The following is an 18,055-nucleotide window of genomic DNA, read 5'->3' as shown; positions in this document are numbered from 1 at the left end:
GCTGCTCCTCCGCCCGGCTCGTGCGCGGCACCAGCCTACGGCGAGAAGCAGCCGATGATGATGCGGGTCAGGCCCGCGCAGCCCCGCCCAGCGTCCCGCCCGCAGCGAGCCGCATCAGGTCAGACCCGAGGTCGATCCCCAGCTCGTTCCCGCCGGCCGAGCCGAACTCGTGCTGGTAGCTGTTCCAGGAGGTGTCCTTGATGCGGGCCTCCACGCCGGTCTCCATGAGCACGACCAGTTCGCGCGCCGCGCGGTCGATCCGCTTGCCGAGGGCGTTGTCCTGCCAGTCCTCGGTCGAGGCGAACACCGAGGTCGGCGCCGTCATCGTGCGGAGGTAGGCGAACATCGATCGCATCTGCTCGTCGACGACCAGCGCGTGCCGAGCGGTTCCCGCCGTCGCGCCAAGGACAACCGGCTTCGCGATCAGGAGGTCGTTGTCGAGCACCTGGAAGAAGGAGCTGAACAGCCCGCTCGGGCCCGCCTTGTAAACCGGGGCGGTCGCGATGATGCCGTCGGCCGACGCGAGCGCCTCGATCGCCGCCGTGAAGCGCGGGCCGAGGTGGCCGGACGCGAGCGCGCCGGAGAGCTCGGGCAGGAGCTCCCGGAGGTCGAGGTTCAGTGTCTCGACCGTGTGGCCGTCGCGCTGGGCGGCGGCCTCCACGCGCAGGGCGAGGCGGTCGGCGAGCATCTTGGTGGACGACGGGTCGCTGACGCCCGCGTTGACGACGACCACCCGGAACGGGCGCTGGTCGGTGCTGGTCATGGTGTCCTTCTTCACAATCGTTCGGATCGTCTCGGCGCTCAGAGCCCCGGGTACTGCGCCCGGACCTCGTCCGACGAGTCCTGGTAGGGGGAGGCGCCGGTCACGTTGTCGCCGCGGTTGGCGTTCGGGCGCGGCTGGCGCGGGGCCGCGTCGCCGTACTTCGCCTTCACGAGCGACTCGTGCGTGGGAGCCTCGGGCGTCTGCGGGTCCTTGCGGGCCTCGGTCTCCTTGCGGAGCACCGGGATGACCTCCTCGCCCAGCAGGTCGAGCTGCTTGAGCACGGTCTTCAGCGGCAGGCCGGCGTGGTCCATCAGGAAGAGCTGGCGCTGGTAGTCGCCCGCCCACTCGCGGAAGGTCAGCGTCTTGTCGATGACCTCCTGCGGGCTGCCGACGGTCAGCGGGGTCGCGTCCGTGAACTCCTCCATCGTCGGGCCGTTGCCGTAGACGGGGGCCTCGTTGAAGTACGGGCGGAACTCCTTCTTGGCCTCCTGCGAGGTCTTCGCGATGTAGGCCTGGCCGCCGAGGCCGACGATCGCCTGCTTCGCGGTGCCGTGGCCGTAGTGCTCGAAGCGCTCCCGGTAGAACGCGATCAGGCGCTGGTAGTGCTCCTTGGGCCAGAAGATGTTGTTCGCGAAGAAGCCGTTGCCGTAGAACGCGGCCTGCTCGGCGATCTCCGGGGTGCGGATGCTGCCGTGCCAGACGAACGGCGGCACGTCGTCCAGCGGGCGCGGGGTGGAGGTGAAGCCCTGCAGCGGTGTGCGGAACTTGCCCTCCCAGTCCACGACGTCCTCGTGCCACAGCCGGTGCAGGAGGTTGTAGTTCTCGAGCGCGAGCGGCAGGCTCTGGCGGATGTCCTGACCGAACCACGGGTACACCGGGCCGGTGTTGCCGCGGCCGAGCATGAGGTCCATCCGGCCCTTGGAGAGGTGCTGGAGCATCGCGTACTCCTCGGCGAGTCGCACCGGGTCGTTCGTGGTGATCAGCGTCGTGGAGGTCGTCACGATCAGCCGCTCGGTGAGGGCGGCGATGTGGGCGAGCAGCGTCGTGGGCGACGAGGAGAAGAACGGCGGGTTGTGGTGCTCGCCGATCGCGAAGACGTCCAGCCCGACCTCCTCCGCGTGCGTGGCGATCTTCACGATCGCGTCGATGCGCTCCGCCTCGCTCGGGGTCTCGCCGGAGACCGGGTCGCGCGTGATGTCGCTGACGGAGAAGATTCCGTACTGCATTGCTGGCTCCTCAGGTTCGTTCTCGCCGTATCTATGCAAACGCATATAACGTCACCGGGCTGGAGGTATTCCCGGCGGGCTGGCATCAGCATGGCGCATCGGCCGGAGGTGAGCCAGGAGCCTCGCACTTCGGGCGATGTGTATATCACACGTCAGGCTTTTCTCAGATGGATCGGGCAAGCTGGCTCCATGGGGGAGCAAGAGAACACGAGACATCCACGTCGACGCGGTGCGGCCGCGGCGGCCTTCGTCGGGCTGAGCGCGACCGCCGGTGTGCTGGTCAGCGCGATGGTGGCGCCGGTGGTCGCGGTGGCGGGAGTCGCGACCGAGACCGGCATCCACCTCTTCGAGACGATGCCGGAGGCGCTGACGGTGGACGCGCTGGCGCAGACGAGCGATATCTACGCGAAGAACCGCGAGGGCCAGCCGGTGCTGCTCGCGTCGGTCTACGACCAGAACCGCAAGAACGTGGCGTGGGAGGACATCTCCCCGTTCGTGAAGGACGCGCTCACCTCCACGGAGGACCCGCGGTTCTACACGCACGGGGGCGTCGACATCCCGTCCGCACTGCGCGCCGCGATCGGCAACGCGTCCTCCGGCAACGTCGACTCCGGGGCCTCGACCATCACCATGCAGTACGTCAAGAACATCCTGGTGCAACGTGCCGAGGCGATCCGCGACAAGGGCGAGCGCGCGGCCGCCTATAAGGAGGCTACCAAGACCGGGATGGACCGCAAGCTCCGTGAGATGCGCCTCGCGATCGGGCTCGAGAAGGCCCTCCCGAAAGACCAGATCATGCTCGGCTACCTCAACATCGCGCACTTCGGCGGCTCGGTGTACGGCATCGAGGCCGCCGCGGAGTACTACTTTGGCGTGACCGCGGCCGATCTGACGCTCCCGCAGGCGGCCGCCCTCGTGGCGACCGTGAACGCGCCCAACGACTTCCGCATCGACGACCCGGACAACATCGGCGACAACAAGTTCCGCCGCGACAACGACGTCCTCGCCGCGATGCTGGAGGAGAAGCGGATCACGCAGGCGCAGCACGACGAGGCGGTCGCGACCCCGATCGAGCCGAAGATCACGCCGCCGTCCACCGGCTGCGTCACCGCCAATCCGCTCGGCGCGGGCTTCTTCTGCGACTACGTGCAGCGGGTGATCGAGAACGAGAAGCTCCTCCCCGACCCGACAGACCCCGAGCGCAGCACCCTGAAGCGCGGCGGCTACGACATCTACACGACGCTCGACCTCGACCTCCAGGCCTCCGCCGTCGCCGCGGTCGAGGCGTATGTTCCGCGCACCACGGAGGTGCTCGACCTGGGATCGTCGCTGGTCACCGTGGAGCCTGGCACCGGACGCATCCTCGCGATGGCGCAGAACAAGGACTTCAACGCCGACCAGGACGAGGCGTCCCCGGAGAACACGGCCGTCAACTACAGCACCGATCGCGACTATGGAGGGTCCAGCGGCTTCCAGGCGGGCTCCACCTACAAGGTCTTCACGCTCGCCGAGTGGCTCAAGGACGGGCGATCGCTGAACGACGTCGTCAACGGCGACTCGCGCGCTTTCAACCTGTCCTCCTTCAAGGACAGCTGCCAGGGATCGAGCAGCGGCCCGTACTCCCCCAAGAACGACAGCGGTCAGAAGCCGGGGAACATCTCGGTGCGGTCGGCGACCGCGAATTCGGTCAACGGCGCCTACTTCTCCATGGCGCAGAAGCTCGACCAGTGCGAGATCCGCAAGACGGCGGAGGCCTTCGGCGTGAAGCGCGCCGACGGCAAGCCGCTCACCTCCTACGTCTCCGACGTGCTCGGCACGAACGAGGTCTCGCCGCTGCGGATGGCGGCGGCTTTCGCCGGGATCGCCAACAAGGGCGTCTACTGCGCGCCCGCTGCGATCGACCGGATCGTCGGGCCGGACGGCGCCGAGGTCCCGGTACCGGCATCCTCCTGTTCGGAGGCCGTGAGCCCGGAGGTGGCCGCAACAATGGCGTCGGCGCTACAGAGCGTCACCCGCGGCGGCGGAACCGGCGCGCCCTCGAACCCGGGCGACGGCATTCCCGTCTTCGGCAAGACCGGCACGACCGACTCCGAGAAGGACACCTGGTTCGTCGGCTCCACCACCCGGCTGACGACCGCGGTCTGGGTCGGCAACGTGACGGGGGGCGTGTCGCTGCGCCGGTCCACGGTCGGCGGCATCCAGGCCGACCAGCTCCGCCACCGGGTCTGGAAGCAGTACATGACGGCCGCCAACAAAGTGCACCCGGGGGAGGATTTCCCCGAGGCCTCCGTACGTCCCGTGCGCGAGTAGCCGCCGCGTCCGATTTCCGCCGGTCGGCGTCGGTGGCGGGCAGTAGCCTCGACGGGTGAAGGTCGCTCTGCAGTTCGTCGCCATGGGTCTCGTCTGGGGCGCCAGCTTCCTGTTCATGAAGGTGGCGCTGGGAGGCGTCTCCTTCGGGCAGGTGGCGTGGGCGCGCCTGGTGTTCGGGGCGCTGACGCTCGGGATCATCGTGCTGGCCACGCGCAGCCGGCTCCCGAAGGAGCCGATCGTGTACCTGCACTTCCTCGTCGTGGCGATCACGTACTGCGTGGTGCCGTACCTCCTGTTCGCCTGGGCGGAGCAGTACGTGTCCTCGAGTCTCGCGAGCATCTACAACGCGGTGACGCCGATCACGACCGCGATCCTCGCGACGGCCGCGTTCCGGGTCGAGAAGCTCAACCGCGACCAGGTGCTCGGTGTCCTCGTCGGCATCGTCGGGGTGGTCGTCGTGGTCGGGCCGTGGTCGATCGCCGCGCTGTCCGGCAGCGTGTGGGGGCAGCTCGCGTGCCTCGGCGCGGTCACCTGCTACGGCTTCAGCTTCGGGTACATCCGGCGGTTCATCAGTCACCGGGACATCCCGGCGACCTCGGTCGCGTTCCTCAACATCGGGCTCGCGGCCGCGATCATGCTCGTGCTGACGCCGGTCGTGGCCCTGTCGCCGGTCACCTTCACCTGGCCGGTGCTGCTGAGCCTGCTGGCGCTGGGCGCGCTCGGCACGGGCGTCGTCTACATCTGGAACATGAACGTGCTGCGGGCGTGGGGACCGACCGCTACGTCAGGCGTGACTTACGTGACGCCGGTGGTCGGCGTGGCGCTCGGCATCCTCGTGCTCGGCGAGCACCTGAGCTGGAACGAGCCCGTCGGCGCCGCGGTCGTGCTGTGCGGCATCCTGCTGACGCAGCAGCGCGTCCGCCTCTTCACCCGCCGTCAGGCCGAGCTCGTCGACGTCCGAACGAACTGACAGGACACGCCGCCTCGGCATGGTCCGAGACGGCGTGTCCTGTCAGGTGGATGGCGGCTAGGCGACCGTCGGGCCGAAGTGCTCGGGGAGGGTCGAGCGGTGCACGCCGCGCAGCTCCTCGATCCCGATGGTGAAGAGGTCCTGCACCTCGAGCACCGGCTGGGCGCCGACCTCGGCGTCGGTGACGCCGATGCGGAGCAGCGGCACGCCGCGCCCCTCGCAGAGCCCGCGGAACTTCACGTCGTCCTCGCGCGGCACCGAGACGATGACGCGTGCGGTGGACTCGCTGAACAGGGCCGTCGCGGCGTCCACGCCGTCGCGCTCCTGCAGCTCGCCGAGCCAGACGCGGGCGCCGACACCGAACCGCATCACGCTCTCGGCCAGCGCCTGCGCGAGGCCGCCGTCCGCGAGGTCGTGCGCCGAGGAGACGAGCGCCTCGACGGAGGCCGCGTGAAGCGTCTCGGCCAGGGTGCGCTCGGCCGCGAGGTCGACCGCCGGCGGGCGTCCGCCGAGGTGGCCGTGGACGGTGCCGGCCCAGGCCGAGCCGTCGAGCTCCTCACGCGTGACGCCGAGCAGGTAGATGTTCTCGCCCTCGTCCTGCCAGCCGGCGGGGATACGGCGGGCGACGTCGTCGATCACGCCGAGCACGCCGACGACCGGGGTCGGGAAGATCGGGGTGTCGCCGGTCTGGTTGTAGAACGACACGTTGCCGCCGGTGACCGGGATCTCCAGCTCCAGGCAGGCGTCGGAGAGGCCCTCCACGGCCTGCGAGAACTGCCACATGACCTCGGGGTTCTCCGGGCTGCCGAAGTTGAGGCAGTCGGTGACAGCCGCGGGCACGGCTCCGGAGGCGGCGACGTTGCGGTACGCCTCGGCCAGGGCGAGCTTGGCGCCCTGCTTCGGGTCGAGCTGGCAGTACCGGCCGTTGGCGTCGGTCGCGATGGCGAAGCCGAGGCCGCTCTCCTCGTCGACGCGGATCATGCCGGAGTCGTCGGGGAAGGAGAGAGCGGTGTTGCCGCCGACGAAGTAGTCGTACTGGTCGGTGATCCAGCTCTTGTCGGCGAGGTTGGCGCTGCCGAGGAGGGCGAGCGTCTGCTCGCGCAGCTCGTCGCCGGTGGTCGGCCGCGCCAGCACGCTGGCGGTGTCGGCCTGGAGGGCGTCGATCCAGGTCGGGTAGGCGACCGGGCGCTCGTAGACCGGGCCGTCGACCGCGACCGTGCGCGGGTCGACGTTGACGATCTCCTCGCCCTTCCAGTTGATGACGAGCCGGCCGGTCTCGGTGACCTCGCCCAGCACGCTGGTCTCGACATCCCACTTCGCGGTGACGGCGAGGAAGGCGTCCAGCAGCTCGGGCTTGACGACCGCCATCATCCGCTCCTGGCTCTCGGACATGAGGATCTCTTCCGCCGTGAGCGTGGGGTCGCGCAGCAGCACCTTATCCAGCTCGACGAACATGCCGCCGTCGCCGTTGGAGGCCAGCTCGCTCGTGGCGCAGGAGATGCCGGCGGCGCCGAGGTCCTGGATGCCCTCCACGAGCTTGTCGCGGAACAGCTCCAGGCAGCACTCGATGAGCACCTTCTCAGCGAACGGGTCGCCGACCTGCACGGCGGGCCGCTTGGTCGGGCCGCCCTCGGAGAACGTGTCGGAGGCCAGGATGCTCGCGCCGCCGATGCCGTCGCCGCCCGTGCGGGCGCCGAACAGGACCACCTTGTTGCCCGCGCCGGACGCGTTGGCGAGGTGCAGGTCCTCGTGGCGGAGCACGCCGACCGAGAGCGCGTTGACCAGCGGGTTGCCCTGGTACACGGAGTCGAAGTAGGTCTCGCCGCCGATGTTCGGCAGGCCGAGGCAGTTGCCGTAGAACGAGATGCCGGAGACCACGCCGTGCACGACGCGGGCGGTGTCCGGGTCGTCGATGCGGCCGAAGCGGAGCTGGTCCATGACCGCGACCGGGCGTGCGCCCATCGAGATGATGTCGCGGACGATGCCGCCGACGCCGGTCGCCGCGCCCTGGAACGGCTCGATGTAGGAGGGGTGGTTGTGCGACTCCACCTTGAAGGTGACCGCCCAGCCCTCGCCGACGTCCACGACGCCCGCGTTCTCACCCATGCCGACCATGAGGTTCTTCTTCATCGCCGGCGTGACCTTCTGGCCGAACTGGCGCAGGTAGATCTTGGACGACTTGTAGGAGCAGTGCTCCGACCACATCACCGAGTACATCGCCAGCTCGCCCGAGGTGGGGCGGCGGCCCAGGATCTCTCGGATCTGCGCGTACTCGTCCTCCTTGAGGCCGAGCGCCGCGTACGGCTGCTCCTTCTCCGGAGTCGCGGCGGCGTTCGCGACGGTGTCGACGACATGCTGGACGGTGGTGTCGGTCACGCGGGCACTCCAGGCTGCTGGCGGTGGCGGGGGATGGGAGTCATTCTACCGGGGCGCGAGGGTGCACGGTCCCGGGCCGGTGGCAGGATGGGTGCACGAGCCGTTGTGTGCATCCCACCGCTGGACGGAAGGCTGAACTATGCAGATCCCACGACCGTCGGCGGAGACGATGGAGCTGTTCCGCTCGGTGGTGCCCGAGGCTCCCGGCGTCGAGGTCAAGCCGATGTTCGCCAACCTGGGCGCGTTCGTGAACGGCAACATGTTCGCCGGGCTGTTCGGCGAGAGCGTCGGGGTGCGCCTGCCCGACGACGCCGTGCGGGAGGAGCTGCAGGCGATCGACGGCACCGGTCCGTACGGGCCGGCCGAGCGCCCGATGGGCGGCTACGTGTCGCTCCCCGAGGCCTGGCGCGATGAGCCCGAGCGCCTCCGCGAGTGGATCGGAGTGGCGCTGGAGCAGGTCGGCCGGATGCCGCCGAAGGTGAAGAAGCCGCGCAAGCCCGCGACGCCGCGCGCGCCGAAGGCCTGACGCCCTGACGCGCTGACGTCCTGACGCCCTCGGCGATGCCCAGGCGGTCGGGAGGCTACGCCTCGACGAGGGCGGAACGGATGACGCTGGTGAAGAACGTGAGCCCGTCCACACCGGAGCGCATGGCCGCCGCCGTGTCCGGCCCGAAGCCCGGCTCGACCGCGTGCTCGGGGTGCGGCATGAGGCCGACCACGTTGCCGCGTTCGTTGCGGACGCCCGCGATGTCGTCCAGCGAGCCGTTCGGGTTGACGCCGGTGTAGCGGAAGACCACCAGGCCCTCGCCCTCCAGCCGCTTCAGCTCCTCGGCCGACGCGATGAAGCCGCCCTCGCCGTTCTTCAGCGGGATGACGATCTCCTGGCCCTGCTCGAAGCCGTTGGTCCACGGAGTGTCCGCGTTCTCGACGATCAGGTGCTGGTCGCGGCGGATGAAGTTGCCGTGGTCGTTGCGGATGAGGCCGCCGGCGACGAGGTGCGCCTCGGCGAGCATCTGGAAGCCGTTGCAGATGCCGAGGACCGGCATCCCCTTGGCCGCGGCGTCCACGACCTCGGTCATGATCGGCGACAGGGAGGCGATGGCGCCGCAGCGCAGGTAGTCGCCGTAGCTGAAGCCGCCGGGCAGCACGAGGGCGTCGACGCCCTGGAGGTCGTGCTCGCCGTGCCAGAGCGCGACCGGCTCGGCGCCGGCGATGCGGACGGCGCGCAGCGCGTCCCGGTCGTCCAGCGAGCCGGGGAAGGTGATGACGCCGATGCGCATCAGGCGTCCTCGCCCGGGTAGTGGATGCCCACCACGTCCTCGATGACCGAGTTGGAGAGGATCTCGTTGGCGATCTCGGTGACCGCGGCGCGGGTCGCGTCGTCGATCGGACCGTCAACGGTCAGCTCGAACCGCTTGCCGACCCGGACTCCGGAGAACTGGCCCTTGCCGATGCGCGCGAGGGCGCCGGCGACGGCCTTGCCCTGGGGGTCGAGCAGCTCAGCCTTGGGCATGACTTCCACAACGATCGTCGACAAAGGGTGATCTCCGCTCCACTCGCGCATCAGGGCACAGCGATTCTACCGTGGGGCGGAGGGGGCTCGGTCCGCCCGGGCGGTCTGCGCCGCGAAGGCGAGTGCTCGGCCCGCGAGCTCGGCGTGCAGGCGGCCGAACAGGGCGGCGGAAGCGGCGCCGGGCCAGTCGTCGGGAAGGGCCGCGGCGGGGAGGCCGGGGTCGCGGTAGGGGATGACGCGCCACTCGTCGAGGACGCGGATCCACAGGGCGAAGGCGTCGCGGTCGTCGGCCGGGGGCGGCGCGGTCTGGAAGCGGGCGAGGAAGGACTCGTGAAGGGCGCGGATGGCGGGGAGGTCGTACCAGCGCGCGAGAGCCGAGGGGAGGGCGGGGGTGGGCGGGGAGCCCGCGAGGTGTGCGCCGGTGAACAGGTCGGCGCCGAACGCGCGGGCGACCTCCGCGAGCTCGGCCTCCAACGTGTCGGGCCCGATCCAGAGGCCGTCGGCGACCGTCCCGCAGCCGAGCGCGGCGAGCGTGCGCCGCAGCCGGTGGCGCTGCGGTCGCTGATGCTCGGGGAACGAGAACGACACCAGGCACCAGGAGGCCGGCGCGGCGCGCTCGCCGAAGATGCGCGCGTCGCCCCGCTCCAGCATCGGCACCGCCGCCGGGTCGAGTGCGTACCCGGCGGCCGCGTCCCGCTGCTCGCGCACCAGCACGCCCCGCGCGCACAGCCGCGCCAAGCTGGAGCGCGCGGTCGCGGCGGGGATGCCGAGCGCGGCCATCAGCTCCACGGCCCCGGCGGCGCTCATCCAGCCGCCGAGCGGGCGCAGGGTGCTGCCGACGACCGTGCGGAGCACAGCGGTGGCGGAGCCGCTGCGGGCTTCGAGGTCCTCCCGCACCTCCACCCGCTCGCTCATTCCGTGATCAGCTCGCCGAGCACATCCCGCACCGCCGCCAGCCCGACCGCGACCTCCTCGAAGCTGGTGCTCAGCGGCGACAGCCCGATGCGGAGGCCGTCCGGGTCGCGGTAGTCGGGGATGACGTCGCGCTCCCAGAGCCGCGCCGTCACCTCGCGCATCGCCGGGTGGCTGAGGGTGACGTGGCCGCCCCGCTGCGCCGGGTCGCGCGGGCTCGCGAGGGTGACGCCGAGCGGTGTCAGCCAGGTGTCGGCCAGCCGCACCGCGAAGGTCGTGAGGGCGACCGATTTCGCGCGCACCGCGTCGATCCCGCACTCGGCGATCATCGCGACCGTGTCCTGGAGGGCGAGCATCCCGACGACCGGCGGTGTCCCGGAGATGAAGCGGCGGACCCCGTCGGCGGGCTGGTACTCGGGGCCCATCAGGAACACGTCGCGCACGCCCATCCAGCCCTGGATCGGCTGCACGAGCCGGCGCTGGAGGCGACTGCTGACGTAACCGAACGCGGGCGACCCCGGTCCGCCGTTCAGGTACTTGTAGGTGCAGCCAACGGCCAGATCCGCGTTCCACGCGTCGAGGTCGACGGGCACGGAGCCGGCGGAGTGGCACAGGTCCCACAGCACGAGCGCCCCCGCGTCGTGGACGATACGGGTGATCGCGTGCGCGTCGGCGAGGAACCCGGAGCGGTAGGCGACGTGGCTCAGCACGACGAGGGCGGTGCGCGGTCCGACCGCCGCGGCGACCTGCTCGGGAGTCACGCCGGACTCGGTGTCCGCCTCGATCCACACCAGCGTCAGCCCGCGCTCGCGCGCGATGCCGTCGAGCACGTAGCGGTCGGTCGGGAAGTTGTCGGTGTCGAGGACGATCTCGCTGCGCTCCGGCAGCGAGTCGACGGCGGCGCGCGCCAGTTTGTAGAGGAGCACGGTCGTGGAGTCGCCGATGAAGGTCTGGCCCGCCGCGGCCCCGAGCGCGGTCTCGCCGAGCGCGTCGCCGATGCGGAACGGCAGCTCCATCCACTCCTCGTCCCAGCCGCGGATGAGCCGGCCGCCCCAGCCGTCCACGAGGAACCGGTGGATGCGTTCGACGCTCGCGAGCGTCGGCCGGCCGAGGGAGTTGCCGTCGAAGTACGCGACGACCGGGGATGCGGTGGAGAGGTCGGGTGCGCCATCGGCGGGGGCGACTCCCACGAAGCGCTCGCGGTAGCGGGCGAGCGGGTCTGCTTCGTCGAGAGCCCGCGCGGCGGCGAGCGGGTCGCCGGCGAGGGTGTCGGCGTCCGCCTCCGCTACCTCGTCGTCGATCGGGTCGTAGGCGAACAGGTCGTCGGGGAGGTCGGTCATGGGGTGTCCTGTCCAAGCGGTCGGGAGGGGAGGGTGAGGAGGTCGGGGACGCGCACGCCGCGGGCGGTGGCGAGCCAGGCGGGGAGGTCGCGGTGGTCGGCGGGAGGCGGGGTGGGGATCCAGGCGACGCGGGGGCCTCGGGGCGCAGTCGGTTCGCCCGCGATCGTGCGCACGAGGGCTTCCCCGGTCAGGCCGGCCTCTTGCAGCGCCGCGAGCTCGCGCGCGTTCACGCCCACGGGGAGGTCGCCGTTGCCGAGGTCGGTGCCGTACAGGACGCGCCCGCCCGCGGCGGCGAACCGGCGGAGGTTGTCGACGGCGATGCGGTAGTGCTCGGTCGGGGTGCCCCAGCCGTGGATGTCCAGGGTGCTGATCCACGACATCCCGCCGCGGACGGCCTCCGCGATGAGCGCGTCATCGAGCCGCTCGGTGAAGGGGGTGTGCGCGAGCTGGTCGACGCCGGTCGCCAGCGCGCGGGCGGTCTGGCCGGGGCCCTGCACGTGCGCGACGACGGGGAGCCCGGCCGCGTGGGATTCCTCCACAATCGCGGCCAGGGTCGAGTTCTCCACGGTTTCGCCCGCGTCCGTGTTGAGGGTGACCTTGATGCGCGAGGCTCCCAGCATGACCTGTTTCCGCACTGCATCCCTGGCCTCCCGTGGGCCGCCGACTTCCGCCGCAGCGCCCTCCGGCGCCCAGCCGGACGCCACCGGGTAGCCGCCCGGGGCGGTGATCAGCGCGCCCGCGATCGCGACCGCCGGCCGGCCCGGGAGGTCGGGCAGCCAGGAGGCCGCGACGCTCGGGATCCAGCCGAGGTCGACGGCGTGCGTGATGCCGCCGGCGAAGAGCGCGGCCGGGTCGGAGAGGCCGAGGTGCGTGTGGTGGTCGGTCAGCGCGGGGAAGAGGGTTCCGCCGAGAGGGAGCGGCGGAGTGGAGTCATCGGGCGCGGCGCCGGGCACCAGGTGCTCGCCGTCGATCTGGAGGGTCGCCGGGCCGTCGAACCCGGCGCCGGTCCAGACCGCGTCCACCTGGATGGCCCGGGCGGGCGAGGCGGTGTCGGTCATTCCGGTGCGCCGATCTCGGTCCGCACGGCGAACAGCTCGGGGAAGAACGTGAGGTCGAGCGCCTTCTGCAGGAAGTTCACGCCGGTGGAGCCGCCGGTGCCGGTCTTCATGCCGATGGTGCGCAGGACGGTCTTGAGGTGGCGGAAGCGCCAGAGCTGGAAGTTGTCCTCGAGGTCCACGAACTCCTCGCACGCCTCGTACTCGCTCCAGTGCTCCGACGCGTGCTCGTAGATGTCGCGGAACACCGGGACCAGCTCGGGAGTGAACACATGGGCCTCGGTGACGTCGCGGTCGAGCAGGGCCGCCGGGACGGCGTGGCCGGCGCGCGCCAGGTAGCGCAGGAACTCGTCGTAGACGCTCGGCGCCTCCAGCAGCTCGGTGAGCAGCGCGAGCGCGGCCGGGTCGTCGCGGAACACCGACAGCATCCGCCGGTTCTTGTTGCCGAGCACGAACTCCACCGCGCGGTACTGGTACGACTGGAACCCCGACGAGTTGCCGAGGAAGCCACGGAACTGGGCGTACTCGGTCGGCGTGAGCGTCGCCAGCACCGACCACTGCTCCGTGAGCGTCTTCTGGATGTGCTTCACCCGGGCGATCCGCTTGAGGGCCGGCTGCAGCTCGTCCGCGCGCAGCAGATCGCGGGCGGACTGCAGCTCGTGCAGCACCAGCTTCAGCCAGAGCTCGGTGGTCTGGTGCTGGATGATGAACAGCAGCTCGTCGTGGTGCTCGGGCACACTGACCGGCTTCTGCGCGCTGAGCAGGGTGTCGAGGTCGAGGTACGACCCGTACGACATGCGCTCGCGGAAGTCCGTGACGATGTCCGGATCGAACTCGCGCGTGTTCTCGTTCGACGTCATGTTGCGATTCTGCGCCGATCGTCACGGAAGTGCAACAGACGATGAGTCGCCCGCGACCCAGCACCCGGACGTTCACCGCCGTTCACCGGCCGGCTACCTGCAGTTGCCGCCTCCGTCGTCGCCGGCTCCTAGCGTCGAGCCGGAACTTCCTGCGGACGGGAGACGGGAATGGGCAGGCACTACGACCTCGCGATCGTCGGCGGAGGCATCGTCGGACTCGGGCACGCCGTCGCGGCATTGCGGCGGGGACTGACCGTGGCCGTGGTGGATCGCGCCTCCAGCGTCGAGGGAGCGTCCGTCCGCGGTTTCGGGCACCTGTGCGTCACCGGCCTGGAGGGCGAGGCGCGCGCGTACGCGGAGCTCGGCCGCGAGCTGTGGCCGACCCTCGCCGTGGAGGCCGGGTTCTGGCTCAGCGAAGCCGGGACCGTCGTGGTCGCGCAGGCGCCGGACGAGCTGGCCGTGCTGGAAGAGTTCCGCGACACCCGCGGTGGCCACGACGTGCGGATGCTGACCCCCGCCGACGTGCGCGAGCGCGTCCCCGTCGCCGACGGCGTCGCGGCCGGGGGCGCCTTCTTCCCCGCCGACCTGCAGGTCGATCCGCGCGAGGCCGCGCCCGCGATCGCACGCTGGCTCGACGCGCACGGCGTCGACTTCTTCTGGCACACCACCGTGACCGGCGTCGAGACGGGCCGGGTGCACACCTCGCGCGGCCGGGTGTCCGCCGACGCGGTCGTGGTCGCCGTCGACCATGAGGTCGACCGGCTGTTCCCCGGCATCGCGGAGGCGCACGGCATGCAGCGCTGCGGGCTCGACATGCTGCTCGTGGAGGCCGACCTCGACCGGCCGCTGACGGCGCCGGTCCTGACCGCGCGGTCCCTGGTGCGGGGCGCCGCGTTCGCGCATCTCCCCGGGGTCGACGCGGTCCGGGAGCGGCTCGCCGCCGAGCGCCCCGACCTGGCCGCGTACGACATCGACCAGGTGTTCGCCCAGCGGCCGGACGGGTCCGTCCTGCTCGGGGCGGCCAGGCGGCGTGGCGACGACGTTCCGCCGTTCCAGTCGGAGACCGCGTTCGAGCTGCTGCTGGACGGCGCGCGGGCGCTGTTCGGTCCCGGCCGGGTGCGGGTGCTCGAACGCTGGCAGGGGGTGCACGCCTCCGCCGCCGACGACTTCCTCGTGTCGTCGCCCGCGCCGTCGGTCCGCGTCGTGTCGGTGACCTCCGGCAGCGGGATGACCACCGGGCTCGGCCTCGCCGACCGGGTGGTGGACGAGCTGTTCGCCACCACGCCGGGAGTGCTGAGCGCGGCCGGAGCCGCGCGCTCGCGCTGATCGCACGCCACCCGACCACACTGAAGCCCGCATTCTGCCGACCACCGAAGCCCCGCCGACCACCGAAGCCCCGCACAGAAAGGCACCGGCCATGTCTCCTGAAGGCCTGATCACGAGCGAGTTCGACGACGCCGCCATCATCGACACGGAGGTCGACCCGGCCGCGCTCGTCGCGGTCGACGCCGACGACCCGTACGCGCTCGACACCGCCGCGCTCGACCCGGACGAGCTCACGGACCTCGAGCTCGTCGTGCTCGGCCTCACCGGCACCACCGTCGCGGACGACGGCCTCGTCGAGCAGGCGTTCCTGCGCGCCCTCGACGCGGCCGGGCTCGCCGTCACCGACGACGAGCTGCGTCGCGCACAGGAGTTCGCTCACGCCGCGATGGGCCGGCCGCGGATCGCCGTCTTCCAGGCGCTGACGGACGACGAGGATCGGGCGGAGCACGCGAACGCCGTCTTCGAGTCCGCTTACGCCGAGCTCGCCGCGGACCAGGGTGTGCGTCCGGTCCCCGGCGCCGAGGACCTGATCCGTCGCCTCCGGTCGCTCGGTGTGGCGGTCGTGCTCACCACCGCGTTCTCCCGCGCGACGCTGGACACCGTGCTCGACGCCCTGGGCTGGCGCGACCTCCCCGACCTCGCGCTGAGCCCGTCGGACGGCGGCCGCGGACGCCCCTACCCCGACCTGCCGCTCACAGCGCTGCTGCGCACGGGCGCGGCGAGCGTGGAGGGCATGGTCGTCGTGGGCGACACCGCGAGCGACATCGCGTCCGGCCTCGCCGCCGGCGCCGGCCTGGTGGTCGGTGTGCTGACCGGCGCGCACGACGAGGAGACGCTCCTCGACGCGGGCGCTGACGCGGTCATCGCCGGCGTCGCGGACCTGGCCGAGCTGCTCGGCCTGGACGAGCTGGACGAGCGGGACGAGCTGGACCGCGCCGACCACCGGGGCGACGACGTCGAGAAGGCTGCCGTGCGCGCCGCCGGCCAGCCGGAGAGGCAGACCCTGCGGTGACGGTGAAAGCGGTGACCCCGCGCGTCGTCGCGCCGCCGGCGAGCCTGGGGTTGGGGGTGAGTGTGTATCCGTCTGCGACCGCGATGGTGTGGCAGGGCGTCGGGCATCGGCACGAGGCCGTGGCCGTCCCCGGCGTGCGGCTGGCGCCCGGCGACGCGCTCGTGGAGGTCGAGCTGGCGACGGTGTGCGGTTCGGACATCCACACGGCGCTGGGCCACCGGTCGGCGCCGGCGCCGCTCGTGCTCGGGCACGAACAGGTCGGGCGCGTCGTCGCGCTCGGCCGTGGCGGCGCGAAGACGACCGACGGGCGTCGGGTCGCGCTCGGTGAGCGGGTCGTCTGGTCCGTGGCCGTGCCGTGCGGCCGCTGCGCGCGCTGTCGCCGCGGCCTCCCGCAGCGCTGCGTCAGCCTCCAGAAGTACGGTCACGAGCGGATGCGGCGCGGCTGGGAGCTGTCCGGCGGCTTCGCGACCCACACGCACCTCCTCGACGGCACGTCGATCGTGGCCGTGCCCGAGGACCTCCCCGCCGCCGTGCTCGCGCCGGCGTCGTGCTCGACGGCGACCGTCGCCGCCGCACTGGAGGCCGCCGCCGCGATCGTCCCCCTCGACGGTGCGCTCGTGCTGATCGCCGGCGCCGGGATGCTCGGCCTGACCGCGTCCGCGATGGCGACGGAGGCCGGGGCGAAGGTCGTGGTCAGCGACCCGATCCCCGAGCGCCGGGAGGCCGCCCGCCTGTTCGGCGCCGCGGCCGTCGCCGATCCGCGTGCGGCGCCGGACTCCCGCGCCGGCCTGCCCGCGGCCCTCGCGAAGGCCGGCGGCCGGGCGTCCGCGCCGACCATCGCCCTCGAGTTCTCCGGGAACCCGTCCGCCGTCCGGTCGCTGCTGCCCGTGGTCGACGTGGGCGGTGTCCTCGTCCTCGCGGGCTCGCTCGGGGACGGCCCGGAGCTGTCGCTCGTTCCCGAGCAGCTCGTCCGGCGCCTCCTCACGGTTCGCGGCGTCCACAACTACGCGCCCCGGCACCTGGAGCAGGCGGTGCGATTCCTCACGGAGGCGGGCGGGAAGTACCCGTTCGCCGAGCAGGTCGGCGCCGTCTTCCCGCTCGCGGAGGTCGACGCGGCGCTGTGTGCCACCGGCTACCCCCGGGTGGCGGTGCGGCCGAGCTGAGGGCCGTTCGTGGCATCGTAGGGGCATGGCCGCCGACCCGTTCGCCCGCTTCTTCGAGTTGCTGCGCGCGCTGCCCGAGCCGGAGGACGCCGAAGCACTGTACGGCGACGACCCGGAGGGCCGGCGTCGGGAGCGCAACCTGCGGAGGTACTTCGCGATGCCGCACGCGCCGGTCCTGCTGCTCGGCGAGGCGCCGGGCTGGCGCGGGATGACGGTCACCGGCGTCCCCTTCGTGTCGGTGCGGGAGGCGGAGGCGGGCGTGGTTCCCGGGCTCGAGCTGCCGGAGCATCCGCAGGCGCCGTGGGAGGCCTCCAGCCGGGTGGTGTGGGCGACGCTGCAGGACTGGCGCGGACCGGTGCCATTGTCGTGGCCGGTCTACCCGCTGCACCCGTTCGTCGCTGGCACGCCGCACAGCAACCGCACGCCGCGGCCAGCCGAGGTGCGTGCGGGCGCGCCGGTCGCGCTGGAGCTCATCCGGGCGCTGGAGATCGAGAGGGTCGTCGCGGTGGGGAGGAAGGCGCAGGGCGCAATCGCGACGGCCGGGCTGGAGGCGCCGGCGATCCGGCATCCCGCGCAGGGCGGCGCTGCTCTGTTCGCCGCCCAGCTCATCGAGCTGAACCGGGCGCTGGAACGCTGAGCGGGCGCGGCCCGGCCGTCAGCGGGCAAGGCCCTCAGCGGCCAGGCCGCCCGGGGTGCGCCCTCGCGTCGTCGATGGCGTCGGTCGCGTCGCGGAGGCGGTCGAGGAACCCGATGATCGTGCGGGCCTGGTCGTCGTCCAGGGTCGCGGCGATGTCGACCAGTTCCTCGCGCACGTCGCCGAGGATCGCGCGGTGGAGCTCGTCGGTCGGGACGGCGGGCACGATGATCAGCGCGCGGCGGTCGAACGGGCTGGGCTCGCGACGGATGTGGCCGGCCTTCTCGAGCCGGTCGAGCAGCACGGTGATCGACGAACTCTGGATGCCGAGGTAGTCGCCGAGCTCCTTCGGGCCGACCGCGATGCCGCGCTCCCTGGCGCGCAGCAGGTAGCGCAGTGCGGAGATGTCGTTGACCGTGAGGTTCATGCTCTTCTCGGAACGGCGCTGCATCTCCGACTCGGCGACCAGGTAGCTCCGGAGGCCCTCCAGCACGTCGAGCGCGCGTCGTCGTTCCGCGTCCGCCCTGCCGGACGCGGCCGGAGTCGAACCCTTCTCGGTGGTCATGGCTTCGATGATAGGCCTGGCTGGCTGAGT

The 18,055-nt window shown here is 71.8% G+C and carries 17 protein-coding genes; 7 read left to right on the top strand and 10 right to left on the bottom strand.

What is annotated here, in order from left to right; translation table 11 throughout:
- Nucleotides 1-67: 67 nt before the first annotated feature.
- Nucleotides 68-763, bottom strand: coding sequence for a CE1759 family FMN reductase (locus tag ABIA36_RS17790; protein WP_369963904.1), 696 nt, complete (start codon nucleotides 761-763; stop codon nucleotides 68-70).
- A 38-nt stretch (nucleotides 764-801) separates the two neighbouring features.
- A complete protein-coding gene (locus ABIA36_RS17785; protein WP_369963903.1) occupies nucleotides 802-1,989 on the bottom strand; it encodes an LLM class flavin-dependent oxidoreductase in 1,188 nt (395 codons plus the stop codon).
- A 189-nt stretch (nucleotides 1,990-2,178) separates the two neighbouring features.
- Between ABIA36_RS17785 and ABIA36_RS17780 the strand changes: the two genes are divergently transcribed.
- Together ABIA36_RS17780 and ABIA36_RS17775 are read left to right on the top strand one after the other, a co-directional pair.
- A complete protein-coding gene (locus ABIA36_RS17780) occupies nucleotides 2,179-4,299 on the top strand; it encodes a transglycosylase domain-containing protein (protein ID WP_369963902.1) in 2,121 nt (706 codons plus the stop codon).
- A gap of 55 nt (nucleotides 4,300-4,354) precedes the next feature.
- The gene (locus ABIA36_RS17775) at nucleotides 4,355-5,269 is read left to right on the top strand and encodes a DMT family transporter (protein ID WP_369963901.1); all 915 of its coding nucleotides are present in this window, start codon (nucleotides 4,355-4,357) and stop codon (nucleotides 5,267-5,269) included.
- Nucleotides 5,270-5,326: 57 nt separating this feature from the next.
- Here the strand turns inward: ABIA36_RS17775 and purL are convergent, their stop codons facing one another.
- Entirely contained in the window at nucleotides 5,327-7,645 is a 2,319-nt protein-coding gene (gene purL / locus ABIA36_RS17770) for a phosphoribosylformylglycinamidine synthase subunit PurL (protein WP_369963900.1), read from the bottom strand.
- A 139-nt stretch (nucleotides 7,646-7,784) separates the two neighbouring features.
- Here purL and ABIA36_RS17765 point away from each other — a divergent pair, with 139 nt between their 5' ends.
- Nucleotides 7,785-8,171, top strand: a complete 387-nt coding sequence (locus tag ABIA36_RS17765; RefSeq protein WP_369963899.1) for a TfoX/Sxy family protein — start codon at nucleotides 7,785-7,787, stop codon at nucleotides 8,169-8,171.
- A 55-nt stretch (nucleotides 8,172-8,226) separates the two neighbouring features.
- Here the strand turns inward: ABIA36_RS17765 and purQ are convergent, their stop codons facing one another.
- Genes purQ through kynA form a run of 6 tightly spaced genes read right to left on the bottom strand, consistent with a single transcriptional unit; the run spans nucleotide 8,227 to nucleotide 13,325 of the window.
- The gene (gene purQ / locus ABIA36_RS17760) at nucleotides 8,227-8,925 is read right to left on the bottom strand and encodes a phosphoribosylformylglycinamidine synthase subunit PurQ (RefSeq protein ID WP_369963898.1); all 699 of its coding nucleotides are present in this window, start codon (nucleotides 8,923-8,925) and stop codon (nucleotides 8,227-8,229) included.
- Nucleotides 8,925-9,182: a phosphoribosylformylglycinamidine synthase subunit PurS gene (purS, locus tag ABIA36_RS17755; protein WP_179604482.1), complete on the bottom strand. Its 258-nt coding sequence runs from the start codon at nucleotides 9,180-9,182 to the stop codon at nucleotides 8,925-8,927. Before purS ends, purQ begins: the two co-directional genes overlap by 1 nt.
- Before the next feature lie 42 nt (nucleotides 9,183-9,224).
- Nucleotides 9,225-10,073: a PaaX family transcriptional regulator C-terminal domain-containing protein gene (locus ABIA36_RS17750; RefSeq protein ID WP_369963897.1), complete on the bottom strand. Its 849-nt coding sequence runs from the start codon at nucleotides 10,071-10,073 to the stop codon at nucleotides 9,225-9,227.
- Nucleotides 10,070-11,410 (bottom strand): kynureninase, encoded by a 1,341-nt coding sequence (locus ABIA36_RS17745; RefSeq protein WP_369963896.1) that lies wholly within the window; start codon nucleotides 11,408-11,410, stop codon nucleotides 10,070-10,072. Before ABIA36_RS17745 ends, ABIA36_RS17750 begins: the two co-directional genes overlap by 4 nt.
- Complete coding sequence (locus ABIA36_RS17740; RefSeq protein ID WP_369963895.1) at nucleotides 11,407-12,468, bottom strand: hypothetical protein; 1,062 nt, start codon at nucleotides 12,466-12,468, stop codon at nucleotides 11,407-11,409. Before ABIA36_RS17740 ends, ABIA36_RS17745 begins: the two co-directional genes overlap by 4 nt.
- Nucleotides 12,465-13,325, bottom strand: a complete 861-nt coding sequence (gene kynA / locus ABIA36_RS17735) for a tryptophan 2,3-dioxygenase (RefSeq protein ID WP_369963894.1) — start codon at nucleotides 13,323-13,325, stop codon at nucleotides 12,465-12,467. Before kynA ends, ABIA36_RS17740 begins: the two co-directional genes overlap by 4 nt.
- Before the next feature lie 168 nt (nucleotides 13,326-13,493).
- On the opposite strand from kynA, the gene ABIA36_RS17730 reads away from it, so the two are divergent.
- From ABIA36_RS17730 to ABIA36_RS17715, 4 genes are all read left to right on the top strand, one after another.
- Nucleotides 13,494-14,651, top strand: a complete 1,158-nt coding sequence (locus ABIA36_RS17730; protein WP_369963893.1) for a TIGR03364 family FAD-dependent oxidoreductase — start codon at nucleotides 13,494-13,496, stop codon at nucleotides 14,649-14,651.
- A gap of 91 nt (nucleotides 14,652-14,742) precedes the next feature.
- Complete coding sequence (locus ABIA36_RS17725; RefSeq protein ID WP_369963892.1) at nucleotides 14,743-15,663, top strand: HAD family hydrolase; 921 nt, start codon at nucleotides 14,743-14,745, stop codon at nucleotides 15,661-15,663.
- An 11-nt stretch (nucleotides 15,664-15,674) separates the two neighbouring features.
- On the top strand, nucleotides 15,675-16,826 hold the full coding sequence (locus ABIA36_RS17720; protein WP_369963891.1) for an alcohol dehydrogenase catalytic domain-containing protein: 1,152 nt from the start codon (nucleotides 15,675-15,677) through the stop codon (nucleotides 16,824-16,826).
- 25 nt (nucleotides 16,827-16,851) lie between these two features.
- Nucleotides 16,852-17,463, top strand: a complete 612-nt coding sequence (locus ABIA36_RS17715) for a uracil-DNA glycosylase (RefSeq protein WP_369963890.1) — start codon at nucleotides 16,852-16,854, stop codon at nucleotides 17,461-17,463.
- Between the two features lie 34 nt (nucleotides 17,464-17,497).
- Here the strand turns inward: ABIA36_RS17715 and ABIA36_RS17710 are convergent, their stop codons facing one another.
- Nucleotides 17,498-18,025, bottom strand: a complete 528-nt coding sequence (locus ABIA36_RS17710) for a MarR family winged helix-turn-helix transcriptional regulator (RefSeq protein ID WP_369963889.1) — start codon at nucleotides 18,023-18,025, stop codon at nucleotides 17,498-17,500.
- Between the last annotated feature and the right edge of the window lie 30 nt (nucleotides 18,026-18,055).

Origin of the sequence: Leifsonia sp. EB34 (genome assembly GCF_041260585.1) — a bacterium.
Taxonomy (GTDB): domain Bacteria; phylum Actinomycetota; class Actinomycetes; order Actinomycetales; family Microbacteriaceae; genus Leifsonia.
Note: the sequence above shows the minus strand (reverse complement) of the source record. Positions and strands in the feature narration are given on the sequence as shown.

Coding starts and splice junctions, on each gene's coding strand:
- ABIA36_RS17790 (WP_369963904.1), bottom strand. CDS start 763: ATGACCAGCACCGACCAGCGCCCGTTCCGGGTGGTCGTCGTCAACGCG.
- ABIA36_RS17785 (WP_369963903.1), bottom strand. CDS start 1,989: ATGCAGTACGGAATCTTCTCCGTCAGCGACATCACGCGCGACCCGGTC.
- ABIA36_RS17780 (WP_369963902.1), top strand. CDS start 2,179: ATGGGGGAGCAAGAGAACACGAGACATCCACGTCGACGCGGTGCGGCC.
- ABIA36_RS17765 (WP_369963899.1), top strand. CDS start 7,785: ATGCAGATCCCACGACCGTCGGCGGAGACGATGGAGCTGTTCCGCTCG.
- purQ (WP_369963898.1), bottom strand. CDS start 8,925: ATGCGCATCGGCGTCATCACCTTCCCCGGCTCGCTGGACGACCGGGAC.
- ABIA36_RS17750 (WP_369963897.1), bottom strand. CDS start 10,073: ATGAGCGAGCGGGTGGAGGTGCGGGAGGACCTCGAAGCCCGCAGCGGC.
- ABIA36_RS17745 (WP_369963896.1), bottom strand. CDS start 11,410: ATGACCGACCTCCCCGACGACCTGTTCGCCTACGACCCGATCGACGAC.
- ABIA36_RS17740 (WP_369963895.1), bottom strand. CDS start 12,468: ATGACCGACACCGCCTCGCCCGCCCGGGCCATCCAGGTGGACGCGGTC.
- kynA (WP_369963894.1), bottom strand. CDS start 13,325: ATGACGTCGAACGAGAACACGCGCGAGTTCGATCCGGACATCGTCACG.
- ABIA36_RS17730 (WP_369963893.1), top strand. CDS start 13,494: ATGGGCAGGCACTACGACCTCGCGATCGTCGGCGGAGGCATCGTCGGA.
- ABIA36_RS17725 (WP_369963892.1), top strand. CDS start 14,743: ATGTCTCCTGAAGGCCTGATCACGAGCGAGTTCGACGACGCCGCCATC.
- ABIA36_RS17715 (WP_369963890.1), top strand. CDS start 16,852: ATGGCCGCCGACCCGTTCGCCCGCTTCTTCGAGTTGCTGCGCGCGCTG.
- ABIA36_RS17710 (WP_369963889.1), bottom strand. CDS start 18,025: ATGACCACCGAGAAGGGTTCGACTCCGGCCGCGTCCGGCAGGGCGGAC.